This is a genomic window from uncultured Paraglaciecola sp. (assembly GCF_963977085.1).
GTDB lineage: Bacteria > Pseudomonadota > Gammaproteobacteria > Enterobacterales > Alteromonadaceae > Paraglaciecola.
On record NZ_CAXBNC010000012.1, the window covers coordinates 41,270 to 58,771 of the forward strand.

The following is a 17,502-nucleotide window of genomic DNA, read 5'->3' on the forward strand; positions in this document are numbered from 1 at the left end:
TTTAAATTACTATAGAGCCTGATAAGAATCAGCCGCCTGCAATATCAGCCAGGCGGTTTCGGCTGCAGATATGTAAAAATCCTGGTTAATATTTTCGAAATTGTCCTTAGGTGTATGGTAGCGAGTATGGACACCTCCCCCGACGAATAAATAGGGAATACCCACTTTAGAAAATGCGGCATGGTCACTCGCCTTACGCCAATTAAACTTTTGCTTAAACTGACTGAAATTTCGGCTTTTCCAATGTCCGCTAATCAAACATAAAGCGGCAGTATCAGCAACATTTTCAACGAGTTTAGCTAATTGTTCGTCTCCTCGAGAAAAAGTCGTATATAACTTATTTCTTCGCCCCCCCTCCCCTAGCATATCTAGGTTAATATTTAGCAGTATGGCATTTTTATTGATTGGTAAATTTTTTATAAAAGCTTTGGCTCCATAAAGGCCTTTTTCCTCAGCATCTGTTGCCAAAAATATAACTGAGTGTGCCAAACCAAGCTCAGACACTTTGCTTGCAAGTGCAAGCAAAGTGGCAACACCAGAGGCATTGTCATCAGCGCCATAATAGACATGACGACCTTTTTCTCCTAAGTGATCATAATGGGCTGAGACAACTATAAATTGCTGTTCGTCACTAGTGCCTTTTATCCAGCCAACTATATTAAAACCTTGCTTATCTGAAGAACGTTTTGAAAGCTGAAATTGCTGGATAAACTCAGGGTATTCAGAAAAATAGGCTAACCCTATTGTTTTAAAACGAGATTGAATAAAACGCCTTGCCTTAGCACTTCCAATAGTGCCTGTTTTTCTACCGGACATTTGTGCCGACGAAAGTGTCGCCAAGTCGTTGATTAAAAGTCCTTCATTGAGCAACCCGTAAGACTGGCGTAGTGCGCATTTGGCATAAGCCTGAAAACAAAAACAGCTAATTAATATAAAAAGCCCAAAAGGTTTAAACATTTATAAACTACTGAGAAAGTCCAACTTGGCTTGATACCTTTGTTCATCCTGTTTATTACTAGCCTTATTTTTGGCTTGTCTTAAGTAACGCTCGCTTTGTTGCAACTCGCCAATTTCGAAATAGGCACGCGCTAGCCCAAAGTAGACTTCATGTTTACCTCTGTCTAAAGCTAAGGCCTTACGAAAATGTGCAAGGGCTTGATCCCAATGCTCTTGCTCCATTTCTTGTTCACCCAAATCAACGTGGTAATAGGGGTTATTATTTCTCTGGCCTTCCACTTTCGCTAGAATTTCTTCAGCTTCTGCATTTCGGTCGGTTACTCTGTACAGATACGCGAGATTTTCCATCGCTGTCAAACTATCTGAATTTAAGACAAGTGCATGATGATAAGCGCTCTCTGCTTGTGAGAAATAACCACTTAATCGGTAAAGAATTCCCAGATTAATCCATGCAGAATGAAAATTGGGCTGAATGACTAACGCTTCACGAAAATAGGCATAGGCAGATACATAATCTTTTCGTAAAACCGCATCTGCTCCTTTATTGTTGTAGAACATAGATAAAATGTCTTTTTTACTGACTATTCTTTTGGGTAACCCGCGTCTTGATGACTGAGGATCAAAATCTACTTGGTAACTACGCCTATTAAGTACAAACACATTTGGGTCAGTGGGCGCTAACATTTTAAGATTTATGTGACCGTTAAGCAGACTAAACCCCGCACGCCTAGTCCAATACTCAGGGATCATTATTTCTTGAAAGTCCACATCAAACCCGGCTTCACTTGCCAATGCATAGGTCATAATTGACATAGATAAACAATTCGCAGCTTGTGCATGAAAAGTGTCGTTTGCAGTTGTATTTGCATCGCCTTGATATAATAAATTAAGCTTAGAGCGATCAAATATGGCTCTCACTAAGGCTTCCATTTGATCTAATTTATTTTTATATGGCTCAATTGTAGAGACTACAAATGCCTTAGCCGTATCATCTAAATAAAAAACTTGCTGCTCAGGTTCGATGTTGATTTGAGGAAACCCTGAATACCCTTGGTCATATAACAAGTTATCAGAGGGGGGAACATGGACAACTGTAGATTGGCATGCTGTAAAAAATACTAAGAAAATAAATGAGATAAAAACATTCTGAATAAATGAAAGCCACTGCATAACAAATACCTAAAACAGAATTAACATATTATTAACATAGCTCTTATTAGTATTAACTGCTAATTAATTCAACCTAAAAAATCGGTTACTTATCCTGACTGAAGACTAGATAACAAATTTAATTTTCCTTGATACGTCGCCTGTTCTGCTCTAGTCCTTGATTTCTTCTTAGCGAGTTTCAAATAATGTTGACTGCGCTGTATGTTACCTAATTCAAAATAGGTTTTGCCGAGTCCGAAATAAACTTCGTGATAACTTCTATCTAACTGTAATGCGCGCTGATAGTGACTTAACGCTTTTTGCAATTGTTGTTTTTCAAAAGCTATGTCACCCAAATTAATATGAAAAAAAGGATTGCCTGCACGTTTGTCTGCTACTCGGTTTACTATTTCCTGGGCTTTTTGATCTAGTCCCATGTAGCGATATAAATGCGATAAATTACGCCAAGCAGACAAATTAGTTTTGTCTTTTTTAATGGCTTGCAGGTAAGCATTTTCCGAAAACTGGTAATGTCCTGTTAGTCGATATAAATAACCTAAATTGGCTAAGGCAGAAGATAGATCTGGAGACTGCATAATGGCGGTTCGAAAATAGGCATAGGCTTTCACATAGTCTTTTTTTATAAGCGCATCTGCGCCATTGTTATTGTGAAACATGGCAACAACTTGTCTGCGCTTAAGCAGTGTTTTAGGGAAATGCTGACGAGTAGCTTGAGCATCAAAATCGACTTCATATCCTCGAGTGACAAAATGAAAATGTATACGATTTTTTTTCCTCGGTATTATTTGCAGATTGATATGTCTATTTAATAAGCTTTGCCCTTCTCTCATGGTCCAGTATTCGGGAATTTCTATATCTTGGAAACGCACATCAAAACCTAACTCTTTAGCTAAGGCATAAGTCATAATTGACATTGAAAGGCAATTGGCGGCCTTATTCTGAAAGGTTTGACTGGCGACGGTGTTTGCATCTGCACGATATAATAAATTCAAATCTGACCGAGAAAAGACATGATGAACCAATGCCGAAATTTGTTCTTCAGGCTTTAATATTCCTTTTACTGCTGATTTAGCGAACGCTTTGGCTTCGTCATTTAGTTCAAAAATGTCTTTTTCTGTTTCTATTACTATATTTTCAAACCCAACAAATCCTTGGTCAAAAAGTACGTCCTCTTGATGCCCCCATACCTCAGGAACAGACTGGCAACCAAGCAAGATAATAGATGTCAGCAACACACTTAAAATTTGCATAAATGACCTTTACTAAGTATCAGATTCGAAACTTCAGAGACTGATTACCTTTGAATTGTTTTATAACACTAGCAGACGTATTAAACTTAGGGACAATTGATTTTAACTAATTGAAAATAAAGAAAACCATATGAAAATAGCTATTTTAGGCGCCATGGATGAAGAAATAACCCTTATCCGTAAATCATTGCAGAATTGCCAAGAACAAATTTTTAATCATCTTACTGTTTATGTGGGAAAACTTGGAGAAGTAGAAGTTGCTTTAGTTAAATGCGGAATTGGTAAGGTAGCTGCTTCTGTATCAACCAGTGTCGTGATCCATCATTTCGCCCCAGATTTTGTTATCAACACTGGCTCAGCAGGTGGTTTTTCTAGTCACCTCAACATTGGTGATATTGTGATAGCCACCGAGTTACGTCACCATGATGCTGACCTCACACATTTTGGGTATGAACTAGGCCAAACAGCGGGCATGCCGGCATTTTTTGAAAGTGACAAACACTTACTTAAACACGCAACTAGCGCTGCTAGCAGTCTAAATAACGTACAAGTGCAACAAGGGCTTATTTGTACTGGAGATTCATTTATTGGAAGTGACGAAGCCGCAGCCGTTATTCGTCAAAATTTCCCTGTTGTTTGTGCAGTAGAAATGGAAGGTGTTGCCATTGCCCAGAGTTGCCACTTATTGGGCATACCGTTTTTGGTGATCCGTTCTTTGTCTGATATTGCGGGTAAAACTTCAACAGTTTCTTTTGAAACATACCTCGAACAAGCAGCCAAAAACTCAGCCACTCTGGTGATGCAAACTATTGCAAAATTAGCCTAATGAATAGTGTTTTCAATACCTTGTTGAGTGAGCAGTTGTTGCCATTTTGGGTATTGTTGTTTGTTATTTTTGTTGAACGTTACCTACCTTGGCCTGACAAATACCATCCCTTAAGTTTTATTAAAGCATTAGCAATGGGCATGCAGCTCAAAGTACTTTCTAACCAAACCAGTTCAATAAGGCAACAAAAACTATCAGGCAGTTTAGCCTGCATTGTTTTATTGCTGCCGTTTTACGTCATGTTAGCGGTATTTAAATACTTATCTGAATATCCCATTTTTTTTGATGCTTTAATGCTGCTTGTGGCTTTACGCTTCCAAGACATTGCTAAACAAACCAGTAAAGTCACAGCGGCGTTAACAAAACAAAAAAAGATGTTAGCTCGCCATGCATTGTCGCAAATAGTGCTAAGAGAAACGGCGACAATGTCCCCCTTAGGCATGGTCAAAGCGAACATAGAGTCACTTTTATTACGATACAGTTATCAATATTGCACAGTTATTTTTTGGTATCTGCTCACGGGAGGCGTTGGTGCACTTATCTATCGATTTATCTACGAAATGTCTTTATGTTGGAATAATAAGTTAGCTAAATTTAAGTATTTTGGGCAACCAGTGCGTTACCTTGCGAATATATTACAATGGCTTCCTAGTAAGTTAGCCAGTTTGAGTGTGATAGTAGCAGTCAACATTAGCCAAGGTGCAAAAGCGTTATTTCAAAGAATCAGCTATCAATGCAATCATTTATTTGTTTTGAACCTGTGTGGTGCCAGTTTAGGTATTGAACTCGGAGGCCCAGCCTATTATGAACAGAAAAAAGTGCGCACTATAAAATGTGGTGGCTATAGGCAAGTCATACTTGCCGATAATAAAAGAACTTTAGCCGCAATCAATCGGGCCACTTGGGTGTGGATGACATTGTATTTTCTGGGATGCGCCTTGAGGTTTTTGCTCGCTAAATAATACACTCACCGCAAAATACGCTTATCCACAGCTAATCTCCTTTACACTATAGGCTGCACTAATTACTATCAGAGCTTAATATCTGAGAAAGAGAATAATGTAATGTTTAAACGCACCGCTATATGGCTAATGAGTTTGCTCAGTTTATCGGCATATTCTGCCAATGTCAGTAATATCAGCCAGCAAGAATTACTAGCCGCCGACCTAAAAAATTTAGTTATAGTAGACGTTCGTACCCCCGAAGAGTTTAAAGAAGGGCATGTGCCAAATGCGATCAATGTTCCTTTAAGCGAGATAGTCGATAACCCCGCTATTTTGTCATCGTCAAAAGAAAAATCCATAGTGCTTTATTGCCGTTCAGGGTATCGAGCAGGGAAAGCAGCTGAAGCCTTACATAAGGATGGTTACCAAAATCTTAGTCACCTTGAAGGTGATATGCAGGGCTGGTTAAAAGAAGGTTTAGCAGTTGAAAAATAGTAGCAGCTAGGCTCAGATTATGGATATTACTTTAACCACTCCTGCTATGTTATTTCCGGCTATATCGCTATTACTTTTAGCCTACACTAACCGTTTTTTAGCTATAGCCAGCATCATTAGAAATTTTGACTTAAGTGATAGCAACGAAAATGACCAACAACAAATCAAAAGCCTCCGTTCGCGAATTCAATTGATCAAAAATATGCAAGGTGCAGGCATGGGAAGTTTTTTCTTATGTGTAGTCTCTATGTTAGCGATTTATGCAGAGTACCAGACTGTAGGAAGCACAATATTTGCTTCTAGCTTAGTGTTACTTTTGTATTCATTGTGGCTATCAGTACGGGAAATTCACATTTCTGTCGAGGCACTTGATTTGCATTTAAGTCACTTGAATTTACCGCTTAAAAAACGCACTTGGCATAAAACCAATAATAATCGATAAAACTTAAGCTGCGAGCTTTCGAGTTTCTAATTTCTAATTTCTAATTTCTAGATTCTAGATTCTAGTTTCTAGTTTCTAGCAAAAAACAAAAAAGCACGCTCCGCGGCGTCCGCATGATAGTTTCTGTCTTGAATTTATGTTCCCCAATTATTACTGCCATTTTATTTTGCAATCGCCATGGATAGGCGATTGCAAAAGGTATTGTTGTTTGCAGAAATTGTGGATTACGCCAGTGAAACCGCAGCTGTCTCTGCTTTTCTCTGAGAACATCTCTGTGGCTCAATCTTTTTCTTTTAGTTCGTGGCTTGAAACCTATTTAAAGGTTATACGAGCAAATTTGCGTTTACCAATTTGCAATACCACCTGTAAAGCTTGGGTAAACTGATGTTTTACATCTTCGACTTTTTCACCATCTAACTTGACCGCTCCTTGTTTGATCATACGCATAGCATCAGAGGTCGAATTAACTAAACTCGCTTCTTTGAGTACATTCGCAATCATCAGACCTTCACTTGGCAGCACAAATTCAAATTCTGGCATTTCGTCTGGAATGGCATTTTTCTGAAAGCGTTGAATAAAGTCTTGATGCGCCGCTTCAGCTTCTTGCTCGTTATGGAAACGTGCAATCAACTCTTTCGCCAAATCGATTTTAGTATCTCGAGGATTCAACCCTGCAGCCACCTTTTGTTTAATGGCTTCAATTTCATCTTTAGGTTTAAAGCTCAATAAATCGTAATAACGCCACATTAAGTCGTCAGATATTGACATAATTTTTCCAAACATGTCATTGGGCGCATCAGTAATCCCGATATAATTACCCAAAGATTTAGACATCTTTTGAACACCATCTAAACCTTCAAGTAAGGGCATCATCAATACAGTCTGTTGTCTTTGACCTTCAGATTTTTGTAATTCTCTACCCATCAGCAAGTTAAAGCGTTGATCTGTGCCACCTAATTCAACATCGGCTTTTAATGCAACAGAATCCCACCCTTGCACCAATGGATATAGAAATTCGTGAATTGCGATAGGTTGACCACCAGCATAACGTTTTTTAAAGTCATCCCTTTCTAACATCCGCGCAACCGTTTGATTAGAGGCTAATTTGATCATACCTGCAGCGCCCAACTTTTCCATCCATTGTGAGTTAAAACGAATGGTCGTTTTTTCTGGGTCGAGAATTTTAAACACTTGTTCTTTATAGGTTTCAGCGTTGGCTAATACATCTTCTTTGGTAAGTGGCTTTCTGGTGACATTTTTGCCAGTAGGATCACCAATCATGCCTGTAAAATCGCCAATAAGAAAAATGATCTCATGACCTAATTGCTGGAAGGTACGTAGCTTGTTGATCAAGACTGTATGCCCTAAATGCAAATCTGGTGCGGTAGGATCAAAACCTGCTTTTATTTTTAAAGGTTTACCTTCCTTTAGTTTGGCAATCAGTTCGTCTTCTAATAATATTTCTTCTGCTCCGCGCTGAATTTCAGCCATCGCACTTTGCCAATCTGACATTTTTGCAACCTTGTTAAAAATCTACTGTTTATCTTATTGTCTACATTTTACTTGGCAAGCCCCAGCAATGAAAGGGCTATGGTATTTTTAACGATAACTAAAAGTGCTTGCCTACACCTAATATACTGTGTAAAAAAGCGGCCTCCGCTGGAAAATCCTTCCTGATCCATATATTCTGCAGTTATGTTTTAATTAATGTGTTGTATTTGTGATTAAAAAGACCTTTAAAAATATGCCTAAACCGCACAGATGGTTCATATCTGGGGTGGCTGGATTTTTGTTTGTTTTATTTCTTTTTCCTGCAAAGCCGGTTAGTGCATACAAACATACCGCTGAGACTTTAGAAGTGGGTAAGAGGTATGATCTAGCAGTTAACTTTGATAATTTTCCTGTTGAACACTTTTCTGGTGTTGAAGAAATTAATGAAGCGCAGTCGGTTGTTGTCAAAAAAGGCGATAACTTAGCTATGATATTTAAACGCATTGGCCTGTCTCCTCAGCAAACTTATCGCGTCAGCAAGGCTGGTGATCTAGCAAAAAAATTACTCAAAATAATGCCTGGTGATGTGTTGGAATTACAAATCGATCCTCAAGGCCAATTGACATCACTGCAATACCCCTATTCAAACACCGACACCTTAATTATCACTAAAGATGAAAACGATTCGTTTGTCAGTTCAATTGAAACCCTTGAAGTAGACACTCGTTTAAATTACACCCAAGGCGATGTAACCAACAGCTTTTGGAATGCAGGCTTAAAGGCCAATTTAACGAACAACCAAATCATGCAAGTAGCGGGTATTTTTGGTTGGGATGTCGATTTTGCCCTAGGGCTTAGAGCGGGTGACAGTTTTTATGTGATGTTTGAGGAGCACTATATTAATGGCGAGTTCATTGAAAATGGCGACATAGTTGCCGCACAATTTGTCAATCAAGGTGAAACCTATACTGCAATACGTTACGAAGATGGTAATTTCTATACACCTGAAGGTCGTAGTATGCGCAAGAGCTTTTTACGGGCTCCTGTCAATTTTAGGTACATCAGTTCGAGTTTTAAGAAAAGACGTTTTCACCCGGTACAAAAGCGCTGGAAGGCCCATAGAGGCGTAGACTATGCTGCAGATCGTGGCACCCCTGTAATAGCAGCAGGTGACGGTAAAGTGATCAAGTCTGGCTACGACAAATACAATGGGCATCATGTGTTTATTCAACACGGTGAAAAATATGTGACCAAATATCTGCACTTTACAAAACGTAAAGTTAAAAAAGGCCAAACAGTTAAACAAGGGCAATTGATAGGCACTGTAGGATCCACCGGTTTGGCTTCAGGACCTCATTTACATTATGAATTTTTGGTGGATGGAGTACATCGTAATCCACGTACTGTCGATTTACCAAAGGCGCAACCTATAGAAAATAAAGAGAAGCTGAAATTTATTGATATTGCTACAAACAGATTGCAGCAGTTAAACAATAACAAACGTATTATGTTAGCAATGAATTAGGGGCTTTTATGCCACAGCTATATCTAGGCTTGATGTCTGGTACCAGTATTGATGGGGTGGATGTTGCTTTAGTAGATTTCTCTGGTTCCCATCCTCGACTACTAGACTGCCAAACATTTCCTTTTTCGGCGGCTTTATGTGATGAATTACATCAACTATGCGCACCTGGCGAAAATGAAATAGAAAGAATGGGACGGGCCGATAGAGCGTTAGCTGAGGTGTTTGCACAAGCATCACTGCAATTGCTTAAAGTCAACTATGTGCGCCCCGATCAAGTTAAAGCAATAGGCTCACACGGACAAACTATTCGTCATATCCCATTTGGTGAACATAGTTTTAGTTTACAAATTGGTGATCCAAACACTTTAGCCGCGCTGACAGGCATTGACGTCATCGCCGATTTTAGGCGTAAAGATATGGCCTTAGGCGGCCAAGGGGCCCCTTTAGTACCGGCCTTCCATAAAGCGGTATTTGCCAGCCCATTAAAATCTAGAGTAGTGATTAATATTGGTGGCATTGCCAACATTACCTATCTACCCCATCGAGATTCTGATGCGATTATTGGATACGATACTGGTCCAGGAAACACCTTGTTAGACGCGTGGTGCAAACTACATACAGGGAAAGACTATGATGAAAAAGGACAATGGGCGGCGCAACGTTCTGCCGATCCTGAGTTGTTACAACTCTTGTGCGCGCATCCTTACTTTACATTGCCAGCCCCTAAAAGTACCGGCCGTGAACAATTTAATTTGCCATGGTTACAGCAAAACCTCGCCAATCTATCTCGTCAACTTGATCCACAGGTAGTGCAGTCCACTTTAGTGATGTTGACTACCCAAACGATTGCAAAACAAGTATTACAATTTAAAGATGTAGAACAAGTGTATCTCTGTGGTGGAGGAGCGCGAAATGAGTTTTTAGTAGAAGAACTCGAATCCGAACTACATGAATGTGAGTTATTTACTACAGAAGAACTCGGTGTCGAAGCTGATGCAGTCGAAGCCATGGCATTTGCTTGGTTGGCCTATGCACATATTAATAAAATTCAAGGTAGTGTCGCCAGTGTGACTGGGGCAACAAAGGGGGCTATATTAGGCACCTTTTGTCCAGGTAAAGTAGAATGACAAAACGCCCTTTAGATAAAACAGATATCGCTATTTTGGCAGCTTTATATAAAGACGCCAGAATGAACAACAAAGATATTGCGGTGTTAGTGGGTCTGGCACCGTCTTCATGTCTTGAAAGAATTAAAAAGTTACAAAGTGAGCAGGTCATTAAAGGCGCCCAATTACACGTCGACTTCCAAGCCTTAGGTGGCAATATCCAAGTGATGATATCTATTCGACTTTCTGATCATAGTCGCCCCACTGTGGATACTTTTCAAGACCAGTTAGCGAAGTTACCTGAAGTGATTAGTCTTTATCATATGGGGGGAGAAAACGACTTTTTACTCCACGCTAGTTTAAGAGATACAGAGCATTTACGAGACTTTGTATTTAATGCAATCACGGCAAGAAATGAAGTCAACCATGTTGAAACTGCTCTGATTTACAACCAAGTAAATGGAACAGAGCTACCTAAAGTTTGAACTCTGCATATAGCAAATTGTGCAACTAAAGCTCAAAATACTCTGTAAAACATTTATACAATTGGGTGCCGCTTAACACAGAAGCGGAAGGAAAATGTAAAATCGCCACCAGATCACAAGGGGCTAAAATATCCGTTGTTGCATTGTCTTTATCTAAGTTATCAACATTAAGTACTCGAGCTAAAATCCCACCTTTTTTGACATGATCGCCAGGCTTGGCGATATATTCCACTATGCCACCTTGCTGCGTAAATAGAGTCTTATAGTGATTTAGCATCACGGCCTTGCGCGACATCTTCTCGGGCAAAATTGCACTATCGACTAAGCATCCTTTGGCAGTTAGGTAAGTTAAGATACTTTTAGCGTCATATTCGCCCTCTTTAAAGCTAATAACCTCTTGGCTTCCCATTTCCAAAGTAAAAGCTTCAACCGCAAAATCAATCGGCTTTTGGCGTATGCTGCTCACTAAATCTGACAATAACCACCAAGGACAAAACGTCGCTTCGTCTAAGGCGCCTGAAAATTTATTGGGCATAAAGATAACATGGGGAATATTGAACAAATCAGCTGAAGCCCTGGCATATTCAGGTACGTAAATATGCCGTGTAGATACTGGGCCATTATGCAAATCCAGCACATAATCTGCGTCAAATGCCAATTGTTGTAACTTTAAATTGAGGTGCTGAGCTAAGCCAATTCCCCAAGTTTCACTTAATCGAGTTTGTAATTGTTGTTTCATTTCCAGTCGAAATCGGAATTTTATCGACTCAATAGATTCTTCATCTTTAATGCTTTGTGCAAATTCATGAATAAAAGCCTCATCATAGTAATAACCACGATTCCAATTAGTGCCATTAACAGGGTCAAAACGCCCTAAGGTATATTCACCTGCCTTAATGTTAGTACCAACGGGGTTACAGTTTGGAACCAATAACACTTCACCACATATGGGTAAGGTTTTAAGCCACTGAATAAGTTGATAAATAACCACATTGCCTTGTACTTCGGCACCGTGAATTGAGCTTTGAATATAGACTTTAGGCCCAGGCTTCTCACCAACAAATCGATACAAAGGCACATTCATGTTTCGGCCAGACGCATTTTGCGCCACCACTATATGTTCTTTGAACAACTGATTCATACTACTACTGTGTCCTATCTAAAAACGCTATACTTTTGTGGCTGGAAAATGCGGGGATATTGAACGACGAACGCCATTGCCCCATAGAATGGCTTCGTTAAAGAGGCTATGTAAAAGTTTTTGATCTAACTCTAGAATTTTAGATATTCTGATCACCTTCAACCAATTGCCACTTTCAAACGCTTTCACTAACATCAGATACATAGATAAGTCATTTTGACCGCCGCATAGGGCTTCTTTCACTTCGTCAACCAATGGTAATTTTTCAATCAAGACCTCCATTTCTTGATCAAGCAAGGCGTCCAACATTGAAAACAACCCTACTAAAAATGCGGTTGGAGGATTACTGCCAACGTTTTTTTCAGTACCAACTAGATCACAAAACCTCCCTCGCACTAAAGATAAATGCAATAACTCTAAAGGTTTATCATCGGATAAATTAGCTAAAGCCAACAAGGCAATAAACTTTTTAATTTCTACTTCACCCATATAATTCAAGGCATGACGTAATGAAGTAATTTTATAACGTTTATTAATCAATGGATTATTGATAAAGCGCAACAACATATAGGACAAACCCACATCATGTTCGATCACACTGTTTATGCTTTCAAAATCAAATGATTCGCTAGAGCTGGCGCCCATTAATTCAACTAAGGTAAGTTTGGATGTCGGTAGGTTTTTGTTTGAGACAGACATAGGTCGGACAAAGAAGTAGCCTTGAAAATAGTCAAAGCCCATATCCCTAAAAATGCTAAAACTTTCTTGTGTTTCAACTTTATCTGCAATCAGTTGCACATTAGCATCAATAAATCGATTAACGTTTTTTTCAAAGAAATCCAAATTGTCATGATTTGAATTTACCTTTAGCATATCAACGTAAGGTATAAAATCGTCCCAACTAGGCTTAAGACGGCAGTCTTCCAAAGCAATTTTATATCCCATGTTTTTTACATGCTTGCATACATCCAACAGACTACTGTCTTCATTTCGCCCAGTAACCAACTCAACCACCACATTTTCTGGGTCAAGAGAAGCTGGCAAACCACTCATTAGTGTCTCAGATTGGAAGTTAATAAAAGACTTTTTGCTACATGATATATCATCCAAATTAAGCGTTTGATAATTTTTGGCTATTCGCTTAGTTGTTGCCTCATCTCTTTCAACATCTGGATAGCAGTTATTTTTACCATCTCTAAAAAAAAGCTCGTAGGCAAAAACGTCTTTGTCTCTATCTAAGATTGGTTGGCGAGCTATAAAAGCAAACATATACATCCTGTCTAAGTATTTCTTATTGTGGGCCATTCGCTAGGTCAAAAATAACAGACCATTAGTTTTGGTTAACATTTTTAATTAGAACATCATAGCACTAAAAAAATGGGTGATGAATAGACTGTTTTTTATTCACCTAATGTTGAAACTCATGAGCTACAAACTGCTGCAAATAATGCCCATTTTCATCTACTACGTTTTAAACGTTAACAACCACGAAATATACTGTAACAAAGCAGCTTGATGAAAAATGAAACAACTAATTTTCCTGCCCCTTAGTGAAACATCCGCGTCCAAAACACTATGGCTGATAGCCAGTACACTTGCTCTGGTTACATTGAGAGCGGTATTTAAAAAGCAACGCCTAAAATTAAGTTGTTCTTTCTATTTAAAATACCTTGACGCGCACCCTATGAAAACATAGATTATTCGCCTTTCATAAAGTCAATCTTTTGCTAAATTGAGCGGTTATCTTCATTGACAACATAAGATTAGACTTCCGCCATCATAATGCGGCAAACAATATTTTGAATCAAAAGTTCGACTTGAAAAGTATATTTATGCCACAACATCTGTTCGGATATCCGAATTGGAATTTTTTTGAAGTTTGGCGGTCTACTAGATTAGAGCAAACTAAGCATTGGTTTGTTAAATGAATTAGGGTCGCGGAGCAGTTGAATTTTTGCTAGAATCGCGAGCAAAAGTGTAATACGAGGTATCTATGAGTACGAGTACAGATTTACGCGCATTGACATTAACAGTCCCGCAAACGGGTAGCATTGAGACTTATGTTCAAGCGGTAAGTGGCATTAATATGCTAAGTGCTGAGGACGAACGTGCTTTAGCTGAACGTTTACAACAAGATGATGACTTACAGGCAGCAAGAAAGCTTATTATGTCTCACTTGCGTTTTGTGGTGCACATTGCAAAATCGTATTCTGGTTATGGTTTGCCACAAGCTGATTTAATTCAAGAAGGTAATATTGGTTTGATGAAAGCGGTGAAACGCTTTGATCCAACTGTAGGTGTGCGTTTGGTGTCTTTTGCAGTGCACTGGATTAAAGCTGAGATTCATGAATTTGTATTAAAAAACTGGCGTATTGTTAAGGTTGCCACCACTAAAGCTCAGCGTAAGTTGTTTTTCAATCTTCGTAAGAATAAGAAACGTCTTGGTTGGTTTACCCATGCAGAAGTACAAAAAGTAGCAGAAGATTTAGGCGTTAGTACTAAAGAAGTGCTGCAAATGGAAGCCCGAATGAGCAGCCATGATCAGGCTTTCGACTTATCTGCTGACGATGATGAAAGTGGCAGTTTTGCTCCAGTACAATTTCTTGAAGATAAAAGCGAAGATGTAGAGTCTGAAGTTATTAATTCTGATTGGGATTCTAATGCATCAGGCAGACTATACGCGGCGATTAAAACACTTGACGAGCGTAGCCAACATATCATCCAAACTCGCTGGCTATCGGATGACAAAACCACATTACAAGATTTAGCTGATAAGTACCAAGTATCTGCGGAACGTGTTCGACAAATCGAAAAGAATGCGATGAAAAAGCTACAGAATGCTATGGCGGCTTAATCGCAAGTCATTAAATGATAAAAAAGCGCGATATTCGCGCTTTTTTATTTCCTAAAATAACCAACTAAATATAAATCAAGAAGCCTATTGCTCTTCAGATTCAACAGTAGGTAACACCCAAAAAACGCCAGAAAACTCAGCCACCGCATTATCCCCATCTAAAATCGCCACATTCAGCTTAATTTGACACTTTTTATTCTTAACCAAGGGTTCAAACTTACCACTCAATGACTCTATGTTACACAGCGCCCTAGGTTGCATGGTGATAGGTTTATGGTAATGGATGTTGCCATCACCCAATACAATTTCTCCCTCTAGCCCTTTCTCTTTGAGCTGCAAAAATATCATGCCCCAACCAGTTAAAGTTGCTAAAGAAAAAATGCTGCCAGCGAACATAGTGCCATGTAAGTTAATATTTTTATTCAAAGACGCTCGAGTCTCAAGGGTGCGGCCAGTATATTGGTGTAGCTTAATACCCATTTGTTCACTAATAGGAATAGTGTCATGCCAAGTACTTTGCAATAGTTTGCACCATTTAGGATGCAACAAAATACTGCTAAGATCCGTGAGCTTTTTCACCATTTGTTGACGTTGTTGCTCTCCCAGCTCTTTAGGTGCGCCTTTTTGTGCCTTAAATCCCAAACTCGTAAACAATGCAATAGAGGCTTGGGTACTATTGGTCACTATACGTACCGCCCCTTCCGCTCTAGCTACCGCCTCCAGAGAGGCGACTAACATTTTAGCTAAGCCTTTGCCTTGGTAGGACTTTTCCACTGCAACATGGCGCACTTGGGCTTCTTCAGCCGTGTTCATATGTACTCTTCCAACAGCTATTACATCGCCATCTGGGTTACGCATCATCCGATGTTGACTGACTTGTTCGTATTCATCTTTTTCAGAACCTTCTGGGAATTTCCAAGGTTCTCTCAACATTTTCCAACGAAATGCAAAATACTCAGTAAAGTCTTGTTCACTCGATGGCGTATCAATTTTATACATCTTATCAAGGCTCTCCATGATTTAGTTGGCTGAAGACGCTAGACCTCAACAGTAACAAGTATTAGAAACTATAAAACCAGTAGCAGCAAATTATACTTGTAATTGAAAGGTGACAGGGCCGTCATTCAGCAACGAAACCTGCATATCAGCCCCAAACTCGCCTGTTTGGCAGGGCATCCCGTTGGCTTTACAACATTTGATAAAATATTCATAAAGGGACTCTCCCAACTGAGCAGGCGCTGCGCTGGAGAAGCTCGGACGATTACCACTTTGTGTATCCGCGACTAGGGTAAATTGTGAGACAACCAGTAGTTCACCTTGGACTTGTTGCACATTGAGATTCATTTTGCCTTGTTGATCATTGAATATGCGATAATTCATCACTTTCTGGCTCAATTTTTTCGCCTTAGCTTCATCATCATTTTTTTCAACACCCAACAACACTAATATGCCATGTTTTATTTCGCCTACACACTTAGCATCAACTTCGACTTTCCCATATTTTACTCTTTGGATTAACGCTATCATTGCTGTTCTTGCCAAAACTTGGCCATAGCTTGGCTAGCCGAACATAATGCTTGAGTAATTAATCGCTCTCCTGAGCTGTGCCCTGATTCAGGTACTATGTTCAACTGACTATTTTGCCATGCTCGACTCAGAGTGTAGGCCCCTTCAATCTTACATACACTATCGTATCGCCCATGGATAATGCTGGCAGGTAAGTGTTGAATTTTTTCTATATTCTGCAAAATATGATTTTCAGCAATAAAACATTGATGTTTAATATAGTGGCACTCTAATAACGCTAAACTAATTGCGCTGTGAACATCAGAAACCAGTTCGCTTTCATCGAACTGGCAATGAAGACGACTTATTCTAGCTTCCCACAAACACCATGCCTTGATTGCCGCCATTTTTTGTACTTCGTTATCACTCTTAAATATTTGGTAATAGGCATCAACTATTGGTACATCTGCGGGCTTACCTTTAATTGGCATGAGGAAATCCTGATAATATTCTGGGAACAGTTGCGCTGCGCCACCCGATGCCTCTAAATACCAGTCATAATCTTGCTCTCTTGCTAGAAAAATCCCTCGTAATATCAGCCCTATCACACTTTCTGGTTGACGAAGTGCCACCAGCAAAGCCAAAGTGGAGCCCCAAGATCCGCCAAATAACACCCATTTTTTGACATTAAGATGTTTCTGAATAATCAGCACATCGTCAACTAAGGCATGGCTATTATTGTTTTCAAGCTCCCCAAAAGGCTGGGACTTACCACATCCTCTTTGGTCAAAACCAATAATCCAATATTTTTCTGGATCAAAAAAACGTCGGTAATCTTTGCCAATTCCCGCTCCTGGGCCACCGTGTAAAAACAATACTGGAATACCTTTCGCATTACCGGTTTGTTCCACATATAAGGAGTGTCCATGTGAAACGTCTAACATTTCAGAGGCAAAAGGTTGGATATCAGGAAAGAGTTGAGTCATATAAATTTACACATCCCATTTGTTTATTATTCACTAATGCTTTAATTTACTACTTAAGTATGTAAAAAGTTACTTTATTTTAGCGGAGACAGAATATGTCAGGACAAGGTTCAGGTGGCAATGTAATTGCTGCAATTTGCAATTTTTTTATTCCCGGTTTGGGGCAATTAGTACAAGGTAGAATTTTAGCCGCCATCATATTTTTTGTATTGGTGAGTGTCAATTATTCCCTAGCGGCCACCGGAATTTTATTTTTTATGGCTTTTTTTGGTTTTATTTTTCACATTTGGGCCATAATTGACGCAGCCCGTTTTAAAGGATAAT

18 protein-coding genes are annotated in these 17,502 nt (G+C 39.3%); 9 read left to right on the top strand and 9 right to left on the bottom strand.

The window, feature by feature from the left end:
* Positions 1–9: 9 nt before the first annotated feature.
* The 3 genes from AAC000_RS14285 to AAC000_RS14295 all read right to left on the bottom strand — a co-directional run bounded on the left by AAC000_RS14285 (position 10) and on the right by AAC000_RS14295 (position 3,377).
* Positions 10–957, bottom strand: a complete 948-nt coding sequence (locus AAC000_RS14285) for a M20/M25/M40 family metallo-hydrolase (RefSeq protein ID WP_339723467.1) — start codon at positions 955–957, stop codon at positions 10–12.
* Positions 958–2,127, bottom strand: a complete 1,170-nt coding sequence (locus AAC000_RS14290; protein ID WP_339723468.1) for a tetratricopeptide repeat protein — start codon at positions 2,125–2,127, stop codon at positions 958–960.
* Between the two features lie 89 nt (positions 2,128–2,216).
* A complete protein-coding gene (locus tag AAC000_RS14295) occupies positions 2,217–3,377 on the bottom strand; it encodes a tetratricopeptide repeat protein (protein WP_339723469.1) in 1,161 nt (386 codons plus the stop codon).
* 130 nt (positions 3,378–3,507) lie between these two features.
* Here AAC000_RS14295 and AAC000_RS14300 point away from each other — a divergent pair, with 130 nt between their 5' ends.
* From AAC000_RS14300 to AAC000_RS14315, 4 genes are all read left to right on the top strand, one after another.
* Positions 3,508–4,203: a 5'-methylthioadenosine/adenosylhomocysteine nucleosidase gene (locus AAC000_RS14300; RefSeq protein WP_339723470.1), complete on the top strand. Its 696-nt coding sequence runs from the start codon at positions 3,508–3,510 to the stop codon at positions 4,201–4,203.
* Entirely contained in the window at positions 4,203–5,165 is a 963-nt protein-coding gene (locus AAC000_RS14305) for a cobalamin biosynthesis protein (protein WP_339723471.1), read from the top strand. Before AAC000_RS14300 ends, AAC000_RS14305 begins: the two co-directional genes overlap by 1 nt.
* Positions 5,166–5,267: 102 nt before the next feature.
* Positions 5,268–5,642, top strand: a complete 375-nt coding sequence (locus AAC000_RS14310; RefSeq protein WP_339723472.1) for a rhodanese-like domain-containing protein — start codon at positions 5,268–5,270, stop codon at positions 5,640–5,642.
* A 19-nt stretch (positions 5,643–5,661) separates the two neighbouring features.
* Positions 5,662–6,084, top strand: coding sequence for a DUF2721 domain-containing protein (locus AAC000_RS14315; protein WP_339723473.1), 423 nt, complete (start codon positions 5,662–5,664; stop codon positions 6,082–6,084).
* 312 nt (positions 6,085–6,396) lie between these two features.
* On the opposite strand, the gene tyrS is transcribed toward AAC000_RS14315, so the two are convergent.
* A complete protein-coding gene (tyrS, locus tag AAC000_RS14320; protein ID WP_339723474.1) occupies positions 6,397–7,596 on the bottom strand; it encodes a tyrosine--tRNA ligase in 1,200 nt (399 codons plus the stop codon).
* A 208-nt stretch (positions 7,597–7,804) separates the two neighbouring features.
* On the opposite strand from tyrS, the gene AAC000_RS14325 reads away from it, so the two are divergent.
* The 3 genes from AAC000_RS14325 to AAC000_RS14335 are packed head-to-tail and all read left to right on the top strand — an operon-like array spanning position 7,805 to position 10,691.
* On the top strand, positions 7,805–9,100 hold the full coding sequence (locus tag AAC000_RS14325) for a peptidoglycan DD-metalloendopeptidase family protein (RefSeq protein ID WP_339723475.1): 1,296 nt from the start codon (positions 7,805–7,807) through the stop codon (positions 9,098–9,100).
* A gap of 8 nt (positions 9,101–9,108) precedes the next feature.
* On the top strand, positions 9,109–10,227 hold the full coding sequence (locus AAC000_RS14330) for an anhydro-N-acetylmuramic acid kinase (protein ID WP_339723476.1): 1,119 nt from the start codon (positions 9,109–9,111) through the stop codon (positions 10,225–10,227).
* The gene (locus AAC000_RS14335) at positions 10,224–10,691 is read left to right on the top strand and encodes an Lrp/AsnC family transcriptional regulator (RefSeq protein ID WP_339723477.1); all 468 of its coding nucleotides are present in this window, start codon (positions 10,224–10,226) and stop codon (positions 10,689–10,691) included. The genes AAC000_RS14330 and AAC000_RS14335 overlap by 4 nt, the downstream gene beginning before the upstream one ends.
* A 25-nt stretch (positions 10,692–10,716) precedes the next feature.
* Here AAC000_RS14335 and AAC000_RS14340 read toward each other — a convergent pair whose 3' ends face one another.
* The gene (locus tag AAC000_RS14340) at positions 10,717–11,832 is read right to left on the bottom strand and encodes a succinylglutamate desuccinylase/aspartoacylase family protein (RefSeq protein ID WP_339723478.1); all 1,116 of its coding nucleotides are present in this window, start codon (positions 11,830–11,832) and stop codon (positions 10,717–10,719) included.
* 27 nt (positions 11,833–11,859) lie between these two features.
* On the bottom strand, positions 11,860–13,101 hold the full coding sequence (locus AAC000_RS14345) for an EAL domain-containing protein (protein WP_339723479.1): 1,242 nt from the start codon (positions 13,099–13,101) through the stop codon (positions 11,860–11,862).
* Positions 13,102–13,825: 724 nt separating this feature from the next.
* On the opposite strand from AAC000_RS14345, the gene rpoH reads away from it, so the two are divergent.
* Entirely contained in the window at positions 13,826–14,686 is an 861-nt protein-coding gene (rpoH, locus tag AAC000_RS14350) for an RNA polymerase sigma factor RpoH (RefSeq protein WP_339723480.1), read from the top strand.
* An 84-nt stretch (positions 14,687–14,770) separates the two neighbouring features.
* Here rpoH and AAC000_RS14355 read toward each other — a convergent pair whose 3' ends face one another.
* From AAC000_RS14355 to pip, 3 genes are all read right to left on the bottom strand, one after another.
* Positions 14,771–15,685, bottom strand: coding sequence for a bifunctional GNAT family N-acetyltransferase/hotdog fold thioesterase (locus AAC000_RS14355; protein ID WP_339723481.1), 915 nt, complete (start codon positions 15,683–15,685; stop codon positions 14,771–14,773).
* A gap of 90 nt (positions 15,686–15,775) precedes the next feature.
* Positions 15,776–16,213, bottom strand: coding sequence for a D-aminoacyl-tRNA deacylase (dtd, locus tag AAC000_RS14360; protein WP_339723482.1), 438 nt, complete (start codon positions 16,211–16,213; stop codon positions 15,776–15,778).
* Positions 16,210–17,178, bottom strand: a complete 969-nt coding sequence (pip, locus tag AAC000_RS14365; RefSeq protein ID WP_339723483.1) for a prolyl aminopeptidase — start codon at positions 17,176–17,178, stop codon at positions 16,210–16,212. Before pip ends, dtd begins: the two co-directional genes overlap by 4 nt.
* A gap of 95 nt (positions 17,179–17,273) precedes the next feature.
* On the opposite strand from pip, the gene AAC000_RS14370 reads away from it, so the two are divergent.
* Complete coding sequence (locus AAC000_RS14370; RefSeq protein ID WP_215926855.1) at positions 17,274–17,501, top strand: hypothetical protein; 228 nt, start codon at positions 17,274–17,276, stop codon at positions 17,499–17,501.
* Position 17,502: the final 1 nt, after the last annotated feature.

Bases quoted from the DNA above. Each gene is read 5' to 3' on its own strand.
- AAC000_RS14285 (WP_339723467.1), bottom strand. From the start codon at position 957: ATGTTTAAACCTTTTGGGCTTTTTATATTAATTAGCTGTTTTTGTTTT.
- AAC000_RS14290 (WP_339723468.1), bottom strand. From the start codon at position 2,127: ATGCAGTGGCTTTCATTTATTCAGAATGTTTTTATCTCATTTATTTTC.
- AAC000_RS14295 (WP_339723469.1), bottom strand. From the start codon at position 3,377: ATGCAAATTTTAAGTGTGTTGCTGACATCTATTATCTTGCTTGGTTGC.
- AAC000_RS14300 (WP_339723470.1), top strand. From the start codon at position 3,508: ATGAAAATAGCTATTTTAGGCGCCATGGATGAAGAAATAACCCTTATC.
- AAC000_RS14305 (WP_339723471.1), top strand. From the start codon at position 4,203: ATGAATAGTGTTTTCAATACCTTGTTGAGTGAGCAGTTGTTGCCATTT.
- AAC000_RS14310 (WP_339723472.1), top strand. From the start codon at position 5,268: ATGTTTAAACGCACCGCTATATGGCTAATGAGTTTGCTCAGTTTATCG.
- AAC000_RS14315 (WP_339723473.1), top strand. From the start codon at position 5,662: ATGGATATTACTTTAACCACTCCTGCTATGTTATTTCCGGCTATATCG.
- tyrS (WP_339723474.1), bottom strand. From the start codon at position 7,596: ATGTCAGATTGGCAAAGTGCGATGGCTGAAATTCAGCGCGGAGCAGAA.
- AAC000_RS14330 (WP_339723476.1), top strand. From the start codon at position 9,109: ATGCCACAGCTATATCTAGGCTTGATGTCTGGTACCAGTATTGATGGG.
- AAC000_RS14335 (WP_339723477.1), top strand. From the start codon at position 10,224: ATGACAAAACGCCCTTTAGATAAAACAGATATCGCTATTTTGGCAGCT.
- AAC000_RS14340 (WP_339723478.1), bottom strand. From the start codon at position 11,832: ATGAATCAGTTGTTCAAAGAACATATAGTGGTGGCGCAAAATGCGTCT.
- AAC000_RS14345 (WP_339723479.1), bottom strand. From the start codon at position 13,101: ATGTTTGCTTTTATAGCTCGCCAACCAATCTTAGATAGAGACAAAGAC.
- rpoH (WP_339723480.1), top strand. From the start codon at position 13,826: ATGAGTACGAGTACAGATTTACGCGCATTGACATTAACAGTCCCGCAA.
- AAC000_RS14355 (WP_339723481.1), bottom strand. From the start codon at position 15,685: ATGTATAAAATTGATACGCCATCGAGTGAACAAGACTTTACTGAGTAT.
- dtd (WP_339723482.1), bottom strand. From the start codon at position 16,213: ATGATAGCGTTAATCCAAAGAGTAAAATATGGGAAAGTCGAAGTTGAT.
- pip (WP_339723483.1), bottom strand. From the start codon at position 17,178: ATGACTCAACTCTTTCCTGATATCCAACCTTTTGCCTCTGAAATGTTA.
- AAC000_RS14370 (WP_215926855.1), top strand. From the start codon at position 17,274: ATGTCAGGACAAGGTTCAGGTGGCAATGTAATTGCTGCAATTTGCAAT.